Source organism: Agarilytica rhodophyticola (assembly GCF_002157225.2).
GTDB lineage: Bacteria > Pseudomonadota > Gammaproteobacteria > Pseudomonadales > Cellvibrionaceae > Agarilytica > Agarilytica rhodophyticola.
This window is the reverse complement of sequence record NZ_CP020038.1, coordinates 1,988,775-2,002,839: the sequence shown is the minus strand read 5'-3', so window position 1 is coordinate 2,002,839 and position 14,065 is coordinate 1,988,775. Positions and strand designations below refer to the sequence as shown.

The window sequence follows — 14,065 nt, the reverse complement described above, 5'->3', positions numbered from 1 at the left end:
TAACGCATAATTAACGACAGTTCTCCTGCTTCCAATGTGAGAACTGTCGAGAGTAGGACAACGTCATGAGTACACCCCGAGGTCAATTTTCCTCCAGAATCGGATTCGTTATGGCAGCTACAGGGTCTGCTGTTGGCTTAGGTAATATTTGGGGCTTCCCTACCCAAACCGCAAGTAATGGTGGCGCTGCATTCGTACTGGTCTATCTTGTTCTCGCTTTCTTACTCGCCTACCCTGCCCTTATGGCAGAATTAGTCATAGGTCGTCATTCGCGTAGTAATGTAGTGAGTGCCCTTGGCGATATTAGTAAAAACAACGGCGTAAGAAAAATAGGCGTTGGTGTCGGCTTTTGCGGTGTGATTGTCGCCAGTCTTATTCTGAGCTTTTATACCATCGTAGCTGGGTGGATGCTTGCTTATTTGACAGAGTCGGCCACCACCATAGTAGGTTTTAGCAGTGCCAGTGAATGGCTAACCACGCAAGGCGAAACACGCAATCTTATTTTCGGTGGTATTTTTGCTGTATTGACAATGTCGATTATTGGCGGCGGCGTCGAGGGAGGGATTGAAAAATGGTCTAGTCGACTGATGCCAATACTTATCGCTTTGTTGCTCGCACTGATCGTCTATGTCATGACACAAAAAGGCGCTACAGAGGGACTAAAACAATATCTACTGCCTGACTTGGGACAAATCAGCGACCCCAAACTCATTATTAGCGCGCTTGGACAAGCCTTTTTCTCACTGTCTCTGGGGGTTGGTACCATGTTGGTCTATGGTTCTTACTTAAGTAAAGACGAGAGCTTACCCAGATTAGGGGCTATTGTTACCGTAGTGGACATTGGTATCGCTTTTACAGCGGGCTTACTCATCATCCCTGCGATCTATGTAGCGCAACATAACGGTGTGCAAATTTATTCAGAACAAGGTAATTTAATCGCAGGGCCAGATCTAATATTCCAGGTATTACCTTCTTTGTTTAGCTCTATGGGTGCAATTGGTCCGGCTGTGAGTTTAGCCTTTTTTGCCCTCATGAGTATTGCCGCTGTTACCTCTTCTATTTCCATGCTTGAAGTGCCAGTTTCCTTAGCAGTAGAAAAAACACAAGCCTCCAGAACTAAAGCTACCGCAATTATCGGCACAATTATTCTTGCAATATCGACGATTATTATTTTCAATTTTGAGGCCCTTTTTGGCCTAGTGATTAAAGTAACAACGGAATTTAGCCAACCTTTGTTGGGCATTGCTTTGTGCTTGTTTGCTGGTTGGGTATTAAGACGAGACTATCTATTGGCAGAACTCAAAAATGGCCATCCCAATATTGAAAACACATTGTTTTGGAAAATTTGGCCGGCCTATGTGCGTATATTTTGCCCAGCCCTAATTTTGTTAACCTTCTATCATAGTGTGGTTGCATAAGCACTGCCTTAAATACAGACAGCGACAGAGTAGCAAAGAGGCTACGAAGTTAATAAAGACAGCCGGGCAAAGGCTCGATATAATGCCCGGCTATGAGTAAATCATCTAAAAAGAAAAAACCTGGTGGCAATACCATTGCCCAAAACCGCCGAGCGCGCCACGACTATTTTTTAGAAGAAAAAATGGAAGCCGGGCTAGCGCTAGCTGGTTGGGAAGTGAAAGCCCTTCGCGCCAGTCGCGGACAGCTTACCGACAGCTATGTTACCTTCACCAAGGGTGAAGCATGGCTGCTTGGTACACAGATACAGCCTTTGCCAGAGGCATCCACACATTTCGTAACAGACCCAACCAGGGCGCGAAAACTCTTACTTAGCCGTAAACAAATTGACAAGCTAATCGCCTCGAACGAACAGAAAGGCTACACCATTGTGGCCACGGCTCTATATTGGAAAAACCATCTCGTCAAATGCGAAATTGCTTTAGGCAAAGGTAAGCAGCAACACGACAAACGCCAGAGTAACAAAGAAAGAGATTGGGGCTTACAAAAGCAGCGAGTTATGCGTGAGCACAATAGATGAGTGAACAGGATCAACTCGATCAGAAAAAACGGGCTATTCAAATGCGCTCACTCAAGGTAGCACTTGTTGTCGGCACAATATTAGGTACGGTTAACTACGCAGATAAAATATATTTATCTAACATGTCAGTCATCGACTGGACAAAGTTTGCTATTACCTACGCTGTTCCCTATTGCGTTTCACTTTTTAGTGGGCTATCGGCATTAAAAGAAAAATAAGGTTATCTTTTAGGTCAACTGAGTTGATATTAGTGTATGCCATAAAATAATGACCACTCTCTTCTGAGGATTAAAGAGATGTGGATTCATGTTATGTCTGATCTCACTAGTTAATGGTAAATCTTACCGTAGCTTACAATACCCTAAGATGCCCAACAAAAACCGTCTAGCCTCCGAGACTTAACAAACCTAATAAGAGTTCAGGTATAGCTACTGCTATTTTGGATAACCAGCTTTTATGGTGTGGCTTTTCGCTCTGATGCACATGGTTATACATGTAATTTGCTGGTAGTTAGCCTGCGCAGCTCCCGTCCCAATAGTTTGTTGATTTTGCGTGCTAGTAACAATAGGTTTCTCCGGACGCGCGCGTTTAAATATCTTTCCAGCTATTTTTTGCACCTTATTTATGAGCATGTGTGTTTATGAGCATGTGTGGACTAACAGCACTTATTTTCTTAGTCATCATCTCAGTATTAGTTTTACACTATGTGTACAGATATGACCTTTTGGTTCACATTTAGGTTATGTACCACCAAGTACTGCAAAGACCAAACACACCGACCAAAAACAGATTTGATAAGAAAATGCAAAAGGCCTTCATCGATGTGCTGTTAAATATTTGATCGAAAATTTATAGACTTTAATATTCCCTAATCAGAAAAAAGCCCCAGCATAAACGTTTATGCTGAGGCCATATTTTTTTAAAAAATCAATTCAAAAATAACTGATCAAAGTTTATTTATTCCTTAATTTTTCTACGGACGTAGCGTCCAGAAGTCGATAGGTTGCTCTCACTCCAACCACCGAAGGTAGAAGCTCCAGGAGCAAGTGCAGCAGAAGTTTCTTCTTTATCCGTTATCGACCAATTTGCCCAACTAATATTGTTCCTATTTAAGAAATCCAACCAAACATCAGATTCACCTGTACAGACACGTCCACCGCCGCTAGCTTCTGATGTTCCCCACTCGGTAACGAATACCGCAGCTCCCTGAGCCAAGGCATTGGAAATACGATCACGCAGCCATTGTCCATGTGTACAAGCATAAAAGTGCGCGGTGTACATAATATTTGAAAAGCTCAACGGGTCTCTTGCTGCATCATCTACCAACTGACTCCAGTTCGCAGTTCCGACAATAACAATACCGTCCGGATCATTGTTACGAATCACAGGAACCACTTCGTTGGCATAAGGCTTAATATGGCTGCCCCACTGCACATTACCTGCAGGCCCATTGGGATTAGGTTCATTAGCAATTTCATAGATAATATTGGGCACATTAGCGTACATACGAGAAACTTCGTCAAAGAATGCCTTCGCTTCTGTTTTATAAATGTTAGGGTCATTATCATGCAGGATATGCCAATCTACGATCACATAAATACCCAAATCAATCGCGGCATCGACCATTTCAAATACTTTATTTTTAAGGGAATTATCGGCGATATAGCCATCGGCATCAGGATCAGTATACATTGCGGCACGAATAACAGTAATGCCCCAATCATCTCGTAACCAACGAATACTATCCCGATTCATATATTGACCAAACCACTGAAGACCATGGGAACTCATACCACGCAGTTGAATTGGCTGATTGTTTTTATCCACTAACTGGCCACCACTAATACTTAGTTGGCCGTGCTGTGCCACGAAATCACCGCCAGGCGCAGGTGTCGGCGTGGGTGTTACAGTTGGGGTTGGCGTCGGGCTACCCCCTGTGCTCGCTTCTTTGATATCTATCCAATTTAAATTAAAACCACCATTTTGAATTTGTACACGCAGACGGTGATTTCCTGCAGCCATATTACCCAAGTTTAGCTTTTGTGTGCTCCAAGATTGCCAGCCCCCTGTCGCAACAATAGATAGGTCACTGCCAATGGATTGGCCATCTAATTCTATAGTTAACATGCCACCGCCAGGTACAGAAGCAACACGGATATCAGCCTCGTAGTCGGCAGAGCTTACCACCCTAACATCGAATTCAAGCCACTCACCTGCAGCTGTCCAGCCCACATTGTAGCCGCCATTAACATCGCTAGTGGCTTCGATATCGACATCGTCGGAACGATGTTCACCGCCTTCGTTACCCACCGTTGTATCGGCAAAGCGGTGGTAATCTTCAGCCTGTAAAATTCCTGGAATATCAATACGCGTTATCGGCGTTGGTGTAGACGTGGGATTTGGCGTCGCCGTAGGTGTAGGGACAAGAGTTGGTGTTGGGGTAGCAGTTGGGGTCGGCGTCGGTGTTGGCGTCGGAGTACTATCAGCTTGACCATTTAAGGCAATATTCGTCGGCTGCTGCACACTGCCGGAACCAATAAAACCAAAACTAATTTGTCCTCCCGTCGCGATATTGGCATTCCAACTGACAGGCCCAATACGATAACTATTTCCTATCTTGCCAAGAATTTCAGCATTCCATATCTGAGTGATATCAAATTCGGCATCGAAGGTAAGTACCCAACCATTCACAGCTTGACTGTCATTTGCAATTGTTACATTGCCTTGAAACCCACTTCCCCAATCATTAGCTATAGAAATATCAACAGAAGCTGCTTGGCTAGCAATCGATAAAAAGGAAGTAAGAATAAATAAATATAAACGAAGAAAAGATTTATATCGCATGTAAACCACCTCTTGAACAAGGGTATGTTCAGCTTACGGTTAAAGTTTAGAATAAAAATAGAGATGGTAAATACGATTAAAAGTGACTGCGGCAAACTGCTCACAAACTAATTTAGAACCTATCTCATTGCCACAAAACATGGTTTTTTATTCTCGTAGTAGTGTAGCTTTTGAGCACTCCATATTGGGGTTAACTGCGGGGCATCTATATCCATATAGCTGGTTGAAGCACCCAAAAGCTTGATTGATCATAGCCTCCAGAAAAGCTCAACGTCGTTCAAATAGCCGCAACTGCTGGCGGCCAGACCAAACCCCATAGAGGCTAGTTTATTTAGCGCCAGGGTCAATAAGCACGGGCTTTTCAACGTTAACATTGCGTGTTCACATACACGCAAATTAGTTTTTGATAGCTTGCTTTTTAGGGACAGTTCACATAACGAGGAAGAAAAGAGATAGCGCAAATTGCAGACCTAAAGAATACATCTACCTCATCAAGCGGACTCTAAAGTAAAAGTAATAATAAAAAGGAAATAATTAATGCGCCGATGATATTAAGCACAATGCCCGTGCGAACCATCACTTTAATATCAACTTGTCCACTACCATATATAATCGCATTAGGAGCTGTAGCTACAGGCAACATAAAGGCACAACTAGCGCTCAATGCTGCAGGCAACATCATCAACATAGGATCTGTGTCAGCACTTATGGCAGCAACGGCCAAAACCGGCATGAGCAAACTGGTGCTGGCAGTATTGCTAGTTACTTCCGTTAAAAAAGTGACCCCCAAACAAATAAGTAGCAGCATAAAAAATAATGGCAAAGCCGCTAACTGTGCAATACCCTGGGCAAGAAATTCGGCCAAACCGCTAGCAACAAAACCTTTAGCAAGGGCAATACCACCACTAAAAAGCAATAGCATACCCCAGGGTATTTTTACTGCCGTTTCCCAATCTAAAAGTTTTTCTCCTTGTTGTTTACCATCAGGCACAATAAACATCGCGACCACAGCGATCAAAACAATACTAGCATCATTCGCGTTGGGCACCCCTAACAGAGTACTCCAACCGCCAAAGGGCTCCTGCCGTGTGATCCACGCTAAACCAGTAAGGCAAAAAACAGTCATTACACGCTTTTGTTGTATTGTCCACGATTCTTTCTCCGGCAAAGAAAAATCCGAGGCACCCGAAAGATTGCGTGTTAGCCACAACCCCGCCAAAGGTACAAACAAAAATACAACAGGGACACACCAAAACATCCAGGTAAGAAAACTAACAGACTCACCCACTTGATCTTCATATACACGCATTAAAATTAAATTAGGTGGCGTACCGATAGGCGTTCCCATACCACCGATACTAGCGGAATAACAAATACCCAATAATAGAGGTGCTGCCAAAGCTTTATTATTTGTAGAAGAAAGAATCGCTAAAGCCACAGGCAATAGCATAAGTGTGGTAGCTGTATTTGAAATCCACATACTCAGCAAAGCCGATGACGCCATAAAACCAAAGACAACACGTTTTAGAGAACGACCACCAAAGAGATGCAACATCTTTAACGCGATATGACGATGGGCACCGCTCTTTTCCATCGCCGTAGATAAAATACAGCCCCCCATTAACAAAAGGATCAAAGGGTTACCATAAGCCTCTGCCACCTCTTTTGCGGTTAAAATGCCAAGTAAGGGAAGTAAAGCGAGAGGGATAATTGAAGTAGCAGGGATAGGAATGGGCTCCAACGTCCACCAGCAAGCACAAAGCGCCGTAATAGCAGCAACCGTCGCAGCTTGTGTATTTAAATCAGGATGATAAAAAGCGAGCAAAAAAGCTACAACAGCCATGCAAGGCCCAATTAATAAACGCCAACTCGACTTCATCATAAACAGCCACAATTATTATTATTCCCCAACATTCCCTTATTCTAGCAGCCCACTTGCAAGGAATGTTAAATAACATCCGTCGACGGCCTATATAAAACATTTAACCTATAAAAGGTGCCAATATCGTTAAAAAAGTCAGATAAAAAATCATTTAACAGATGTAACATAAGCCACAACACGATATACTAAGCGATCACCCTTTTGATGGGTTATCACTAAAACCACAACCCAAGGGTTACGGGGGCGTTTTTGGATTCGACGCCGGTGACAAAACTCAAGGTGCATGTCGTGATGACAGCCAATCACGTAAATCCAAAGCTGTAAACTAATAGTTGCAAACGATGCAGACTATGAAGGTTACCGCCTACAAGCGTAAGCCTTCACTCTAGTGGTTCGTCCGCTAGCGGTTTAAGCCAAGGTGTCAGTACCGCGGTTTAAACTGTCATACAGAACTGAATCGCTGTGGCATTTAGATCGTGGTGTCATTGTTAAACATTAACGAACTCGCGTTTTTCGTCCTGCCCGCCGGGCTGATAAACGTTAAATCAATAGACGGAAACTAAACATGTAGAGCCGCGAGCGGAGCGCTGACGGACGGGGGTTCAACTCCCCCCGCCTCCACCAATAGATAAAAGCCAACCCCTATCAGGTTGGCTTTTTTTATGCCTGACCCCGCCGCTACAGCCCAGGTCTGGCGTGGCCTAGCGGACTTCGGCTATTTTTTGATCCCGGACTTCAAAGCATCAAATTCTCTCTTCTCCCCTATATTCTCTCTCACTATGCCACGCACCACTTTCGAAGTCCGTCGATGACGAAAAAATATTTCCTTATAAATCAATAACTTAGCGACGGACTTTTATAATGGTTTTTTGAGGACAATGGCTGCCCAAAAAGAAATACGCAAACCTTACTCAGAATGGAGAAAATTAGGTTTTTTGGGGATTAATTAAAATACAAATAGAATACTAATCACACTACCTAAAAGCACATATAACTTAAAAATATATATAATAAAATCAATACACTAGAAGTATTTATCAGCCTTATTTCGCATTATAAAAGCAATATCACACATAGGTTTGTGATTAAGTCATTGCTAGGCATGGAAGTGGCAACAAACTTATATTAAGTGCACTCCAGCTCGAGAGAAAAGACTAAATATTAACCATAGCAATTGCTCAGTGGACAACTATGTGGCCATCATTCAGCAACCCTATCATTTTAAGCTGCCTACACGGCAGTGAATAAAGGGGAAAACAAACCTGCGATGATTGGGATTTTCTAAGCTGCCTACACGGCAGTGAACAAAAAGTAATTATCCCGGCGCGCCCCTATATTTTTCTAAGCTGCCTACACGGCAGTGAACCTGTTCCAGTTTCACAGATGCCTAATGTTCCTTTTCTAAGCTGCCTACACGGCAGTGAACGTTGTTCTTATAGGCTCCTGCCACCTTTCAAGTTTCTAAGCTGCCTACACGGCAGTGAACGGCCACAGCTAGCAAGGTTTGCCGCAAGTAAATTTCTAAGCTGCCTACACGGCAGTGAACTCCCTTGCTGCTGTGCTGGAGCCTGCTGCATTTTTCTAAGCTGCCTACACGGCAGTGAACGATTTTTTTGTTGTAGGTGCTCGTCCCAGCATTTTCTAAGCTGCCTACACGGCAGTGAACGGATAACGACAACTTTTTAGAGGGGTATATAATTTCTAAGCTGCCTACACGGCAGTGAACTAGCTGATGTTTTAGATTATTACCCGGCAAAATTTCTAAGCTGCCTACACGGCAGTGAACTTTAAGACCGAAGAATGGGTAGTTAATTTCATTTTCTAAGCTGCCTACACGGCAGTGAACATGTTGATGTTGTTGTTTCTGGTTTTGTTCGTTTTCTAAGCTGCCTACACGGCAGTGAACTGCTAACCAGTTGACACACGTTCTCCGCCACATTTCTAAGCTGCCTACACGGCAGTGAACGTTTCCTTGTCGATAATTTTTTCGATCAAGGTTTTCTAAGCTGCCTACACGGCAGTGAACATCGTCCTGGTACTGATGTACCTTTATTATTTTTTCTAAGCTGCCTACACGGCAGTGAACAATACAAAAACTATAATAAACACCTGATTATTAAAGAACTTTTATGCTTTTTAGCATAAATACCCTTTTTTATTTTCTTCCATCGAACCCACGTAAAATGAGGGCTGTAGTGATACTCGAAAAAAAAGGGTAAAACCGAATAATAGTGTAAATGAACATGTGCTCATCTCACGAAGACTAGGGTGACAATATTGACAAATGTATTCTACGGTATATATTGACTCATGTACCTAATGGTCGGTCAATCAGTAAATTAGGCGAGAAAGCAACCATCACGACGCTGTAGTCCCTCAATATTTGCATGATACTTTACCTGCCAGAGTATAAGTGAGGCCGTTGCTTAAGTTTTATAAAAGGCATTGTCCATTAAAAACAACAACCTACCATGCAGATTTCTTAGCAATACTATAAATTAAAACTATTTTAGAGGTTAAAGTAGCTAAAATTTTGTAGGATTTTAATAAAACGACTAGAAAGCCAAAATCTCAATTACTGCTATTTTAAATAGCCATCACATTTGTTTAAAATGAAAAATCATTACGTTTTTGGCTAAATTACTGAAAATCAATTTCTCAGATAAAGAAAGCTTTCCTAATAGCAGTGAGACAATCGATTCACGTAATTGTTGTACATATCTCGCTTGATAAAAACCTCTAAATTCGCTCATACGACTAAGTAGTTCCGTTGTATTGTCATAATGCAAACCAAATTTTAGACGCATAGCCAGATTCAATGGAATATATGTAGAGTCGTCAGGAGATTCGAAAGAAACATATCGACCTACACTTACTCCAATAACATGAGCCATTACTTCAGTAGCAACTTTGTTTTCAACTCGTAGCTCTTTTAACTTATAACCGATTGAACCATAATAATCTCTTTTAAATGAATCTAAATTCAAAGTATCTGGGATTAAAAATTTCTCATCTGGATACTCATGTAACTTTTCCAATAGATCGTCTACTTTTTTGTTTACATCATTATCTAAACTTTTAATCTTCTCTCTAAAAAGTTGAATAAGACTTTCAAACTGACCTTTAGTCAGAGCATTACTGTAGGCGATAATACGAACTAATTCCGTGTCAAATCCAAGCCATAGCTGTTCTAATTGAGCACCATAATATAAGGCAGACATAGATATTTGAGATAGCCAGCAAAATGCTGCTACTGCATGTAAAGATCGACTCTTAGTATGCGATGGTTGAGCATATGCATCCCATGTTTTTGCTTTGTATCCGTGAATCCTCTTACAAATCTTTTCGCCTTTCCAGCCCTGGCTTTTGTAAATCCATTTCAATGCAAAGCCAAAATTCTCATTGGCTTGTTTTTCTTTCTCACAAATTATCTTAAGTTCGCCTTCTGTGGCAATTTTAATTTTGTTTGGCATTTTTCAGTAATTGCTACGTGCTAAACCCAAAAGCACAGTACATGTTCTTTTGATCAATACGAATATTAAGTATACCTAGCGTTAATAGTGCGCTCACGATAGATCGAAATACTAAGTTTTTCCATCAAAAAATAAATGTAATCGACACTCGAAAATATCGATATTAATAATTTTTTCTTAATCACAGTAAATACATATAAAAATAAACTATTCAAAATGGCGCAAATAAAATTATCTTATCGCCAAAAACCACATCTAAAAAATAAAATAGTTTGAACTATATGCACAGTTCTATTGGTTAAAAAACCTAATTGATACCTATTATTCAAATCTCAATAATTGATGGCGTATAACTAAACCATCAACAAAGGTAATATAAAATGCAATACAGTACCCTAATGAATATCCAACTAAAAGAAAGACTTGCGCGCCATTTGCACATTCTTAATAAAGAAAAACCTTCATTAGTGTTTATTCCCGGTAACCTTCAAGAGATAGAAAGTATAAAAGACTTTAATTTAGGATTAAGTCAACACTTCGATTACCATGTGATAGAACTCCCTGGAACAGGCATGACTGCTCCCCTACACCCATCATATGACATACCTTATTTAGCTAGTTGTTTAGATGAATTCATTACAAAAAAAATACAAAAACCATTTCATCTCGTATCATGTAGCTATGCTACAGGTGTTGCTCTAGAGTACGCAAAAAAAAACTCAAAAAAAATTAGTAAGCTTGTGCTTGCGGGTTCGATGCAAAATATTCCGGAAGAAGAATGGAATCAAATATTTACTATGATGGCCAACTGCTTAGATAATCCCAAGGAGTTTTCAAAGGGCTTTTTAGAACTCATCACAAGCAAAACAACTACCATCCCGAAGCACAAAGTCATTAAAAGAGCCACATTGAGAAAAGCAGAAAAATACACAAAAGACCAGTTCAAATGTTTTATATATAATTCTATACGCCTAATGTCATACAGAGGCGATAATCTTGAAAATATAACATGCCCAACATTATGTTTTACAGGAGAGCTAGACCCTTATGTAACACCTCAAAGATGCCAGGCACTGGCAAAAAAAATACCCAACGCATCATTCAAGCTAATTCCAAATACAGACCATCTATTTCATATCGAAAAACCAGCAGAAACCATCGATATAATTTGTGACTACCTTATCGGAGATAAAAGAATGGTAGCTTAACAGACATACTAAAAATTAAGTAAGATCCACATCTAATACCAACGAGCCCTCAAACAAGCGGGCTCTTTCATAAAACCATATTCCTGCAAACTCTCAAAGATCTAAGCAACGTGCGCATACTATTTTTTAAATATATTTTTTGCAAGTATTTTTCTTCAGAAAACATACTTATTTAGGAAAAAATATTTCCAAAAACAAAATAGCTTAGTAAAAATCACGAAAATATGACAAAAATGGCGCGAAGATTATCGTTATTTCGCCTTAAATTATACCGACTGGAAAAAATACCAAAAAACTCCCGTCACACTTACTTTTTTAGAAATAGGTTTTTTTCATACAATACACCTATACAAATATATTTTAAAGCGGAATACCAAAGTAGCACATGTACACCAAATGAAAATTTAAAAATATTTAATATCAAAAACAGAGATAAAAAATTTCAATATAAATTAATTAAATAATTATATTTGTAATCTAAAACAGCAACAACACACATAAATCGCCTATACGCTAACAAGGATAACACATGCAGAAACACAGCTTTAAAGCATTACTATACAAAGATATAGACAAGGACTACACAAAAAGACTAATCAATAAGATCATCATTCAACTGCTTGATACTTACGAAGACGACTTCTTCATGATGCATTTACATGTCATTAAAAAAAATAAGAAAGATTTTAAAATTAAATTTTCCGTAGAGGAAGAGCAAGGTGCTCAAGCAAAAAATATCCCTCTCACAAACGATACCAGAGATTTTATCTCAACTATTTGTACTATTTTGCATGCTTATAATGCTTACTTCGAAGATATGTTTAAATGGAATACGATGACAATTGATTTACATTTCGAAGGTAAATACACAACAAGTAGAATGTTTGATAGCAACCTAGAAATAAAAAAACACAAAAAAAATAACTGTATTAAATTCAACAACATTGTTGAATTAGCGCATATCAGGAAACAAAAAGCAGCAAAAAAAATAATAGAAAATAATAATAAAGCTTATCGATGAGATCCATCATGAAATCGCAGTATAACATCACACATCACTCTAAAGCCCTAACGCCGGGAATTAAAAAGGTCTTACGTATTTTTGGTAATCAAGCGGCGTTAGCAAAAGCGATGAATGTCTCGGTGAGTGCTGTCGCACGATGGGTAAAATCGGGGTATATCCCTTGCGATAAAGTATGGGAAGTGATGCTGCTTGTGGAAGGCAAAAAAACCTATGCCGGTGAGACAGTGTCTATTAACGAGTTATTGGAAGAAGCCTACAACAAACATATGGAAAGACGAGGATTACAAGAAAAAATGCAAACATAATATAAAAAAATAGCACGCTACTTTAAAGAGCCTAACACTTTTATGCGCTAGCCATAGCGTAGGGTAATATATTTTTTCATTATGTTCTACAGCATCCATCAGGATAGGCCAACCCCTATCCAATATTCGCTGCGTAGCGACTGGCTACTCGGCCTTAGTATTATAACATGGGAGAGCGATATGTCACAGCATGCACATATTACATTTTCGTCCGCTGACAAAGGCACGATTATTAATACCCTGCTGCCGGATATTATTGTCCACCAGCATTCGATGTATTTCAGTCTTCACGCCTACCATTGTATCGCCAGTGCGCTTGAGAAATACGGGACGTTTATTCGTGTTTATGCCAGCGACCATATTGGCTATGTGTTCTGCCCTTCCCTGTTTCTTAAACGAGCCACAAAAAAAACGCTCATTTCTACCACTAAAAATACCTTGATCTTTAAAGGTATACAAGACAAGACATCCGCGCTTGTCTGCCACCAGCGATTTAAAAATATTATTGAAACAATACCGTTAACCGGGCTGCGGTTTTGTCGGGAACAAACACAGCAATGGTCGAAAGTTGCCAACTGACCGGCTTGATATTATTTCCATAAGGACATCATTCACATGATTTACAGAATTCATCCTAACTTTTATCGTTATGCCACCTACCAATTGGATAGCAACGATCTGTTGAAAAAGTTAGGCCGTTACAGTGTTTTTGGTATCGAGATTAATGCCGTGCATTATACCCATCAATGGCAACCCATCCGGTTCCATTTTCATAATTCTCTCGAAGAAGGGCCACTGCTTCCCATTCCCGATATTATCGCCGACTACGGGCGTATGTTATTCAATGAAAAGTCTTACACAATTTTTTACGAGACGCTAGCAGATCATGGTGAGTTCCTACCGGTCTATTCCGAAGATACACGAGCCTACCTTTATAATCCGTTAAAAATTGCCGAACAATTTAATGGGCTAGATATAAAACACTCCACAAAAAATGAATATGACTACGTCACCACACTGCATTTTATTGAGGAGAAGCTGACACATTTACCCCTGTTTAAATGTGAATACGATAACTATCTCGGGATCTATTGCCGACACGATTTTAGAGACACGTTTATGCGTCATAACTTGCGCGGCATTGTTTTTGAAGAAAATATTGCTTTGTCATTTCCAGCAGACCCGGCAGTCTTGGCCGAAGACTAATGGACAATAATCAATAATCTATGGGGGAGCAAGACCAAGGAAGACGAACACTCAGCAAGGACGCTTTTTTTATCTGTTACACATTACGACCAAAGTCGCATACGCGGCACGAATCATCACAACCTAC

11 protein-coding genes, 1 other RNA gene and 1 CRISPR repeat array are annotated in these 14,065 nt (G+C 40.3%); of the genes, 9 read left to right on the top strand and 3 right to left on the bottom strand.

What is annotated here, in order from left to right:
* Positions 1-65: 65 nt before the first annotated feature.
* The 3 genes from BVC89_RS08485 (at position 66) to nrtS (ending at position 2,214) form a co-directional block, all read left to right on the top strand.
* Positions 66-1,418, top strand: a complete 1,353-nt coding sequence (locus BVC89_RS08485) for a sodium-dependent transporter (RefSeq protein WP_086930778.1) — start codon at positions 66-68, stop codon at positions 1,416-1,418.
* Positions 1,419-1,510: 92 nt separating this feature from the next.
* Positions 1,511-1,996 (top strand): SsrA-binding protein SmpB, encoded by a 486-nt coding sequence (smpB, locus tag BVC89_RS08480; protein ID WP_086930777.1) that lies wholly within the window; start codon positions 1,511-1,513, stop codon positions 1,994-1,996.
* The gene (gene nrtS, locus BVC89_RS08475) at positions 1,993-2,214 is read left to right on the top strand and encodes a nitrate/nitrite transporter NrtS (RefSeq protein WP_086930776.1); all 222 of its coding nucleotides are present in this window, start codon (positions 1,993-1,995) and stop codon (positions 2,212-2,214) included. Before smpB ends, nrtS begins: the two co-directional genes overlap by 4 nt.
* Before the next feature lie 739 nt (positions 2,215-2,953).
* Here nrtS and BVC89_RS30550 read toward each other — a convergent pair.
* Both BVC89_RS30550 and BVC89_RS08460 read right to left on the bottom strand, forming a co-directional pair.
* A complete protein-coding gene (locus tag BVC89_RS30550) occupies positions 2,954-4,840 on the bottom strand; it encodes a cellulase family glycosylhydrolase (RefSeq protein WP_086930774.1) in 1,887 nt (628 codons plus the stop codon).
* A 502-nt stretch (positions 4,841-5,342) separates the two neighbouring features.
* Positions 5,343-6,722 carry an SLC13 family permease gene (locus BVC89_RS08460; RefSeq protein WP_216825115.1) on the bottom strand — a complete coding sequence of 460 codons (1,380 nt, stop codon included), beginning with the start codon at positions 6,720-6,722 and terminating at the stop codon, positions 5,343-5,345.
* 239 nt (positions 6,723-6,961) lie between these two features.
* Between BVC89_RS08460 and ssrA the strand changes: the two genes are divergently transcribed.
* Positions 6,962-7,346, top strand: a transfer-messenger RNA (tmRNA) gene (gene ssrA, locus BVC89_RS08455).
* A 594-nt stretch (positions 7,347-7,940) separates the two neighbouring features.
* Positions 7,941-8,808: direct repeats of the CRISPR family, unit length 28 nt; unit sequence TTTCTAAGCTGCCTACACGGCAGTGAAC.
* Between the two features lie 511 nt (positions 8,809-9,319).
* Here ssrA and BVC89_RS08450 read toward each other — a convergent pair.
* The gene (locus BVC89_RS08450; protein ID WP_086930772.1) at positions 9,320-10,195 is read right to left on the bottom strand and encodes a hypothetical protein; all 876 of its coding nucleotides are present in this window, start codon (positions 10,193-10,195) and stop codon (positions 9,320-9,322) included.
* Positions 10,196-10,575: 380 nt separating this feature from the next.
* Here BVC89_RS08450 and BVC89_RS08445 point away from each other — a divergent pair, with 380 nt between their 5' ends.
* The 5 genes from BVC89_RS08445 (at position 10,576) to BVC89_RS08425 (ending at position 13,938) form a co-directional block, all read left to right on the top strand.
* A complete protein-coding gene (locus tag BVC89_RS08445) occupies positions 10,576-11,403 on the top strand; it encodes an alpha/beta fold hydrolase (RefSeq protein WP_086930771.1) in 828 nt (275 codons plus the stop codon).
* Between the two features lie 529 nt (positions 11,404-11,932).
* A complete protein-coding gene (locus BVC89_RS08440; protein ID WP_086930770.1) occupies positions 11,933-12,424 on the top strand; it encodes a hypothetical protein in 492 nt (163 codons plus the stop codon).
* A gap of 8 nt (positions 12,425-12,432) precedes the next feature.
* Positions 12,433-12,732, top strand: coding sequence for a Cro/CI family transcriptional regulator (locus BVC89_RS08435; protein WP_103654250.1), 300 nt, complete (start codon positions 12,433-12,435; stop codon positions 12,730-12,732).
* Positions 12,733-12,912: 180 nt separating this feature from the next.
* Positions 12,913-13,311, top strand: a complete 399-nt coding sequence (locus BVC89_RS08430) for a hypothetical protein (protein ID WP_086930768.1) — start codon at positions 12,913-12,915, stop codon at positions 13,309-13,311.
* 36 nt (positions 13,312-13,347) lie between these two features.
* Entirely contained in the window at positions 13,348-13,938 is a 591-nt protein-coding gene (locus BVC89_RS08425) for a hypothetical protein (protein WP_086930767.1), read from the top strand.
* The last annotated feature ends 127 nt before the right edge of the window (positions 13,939-14,065 follow it).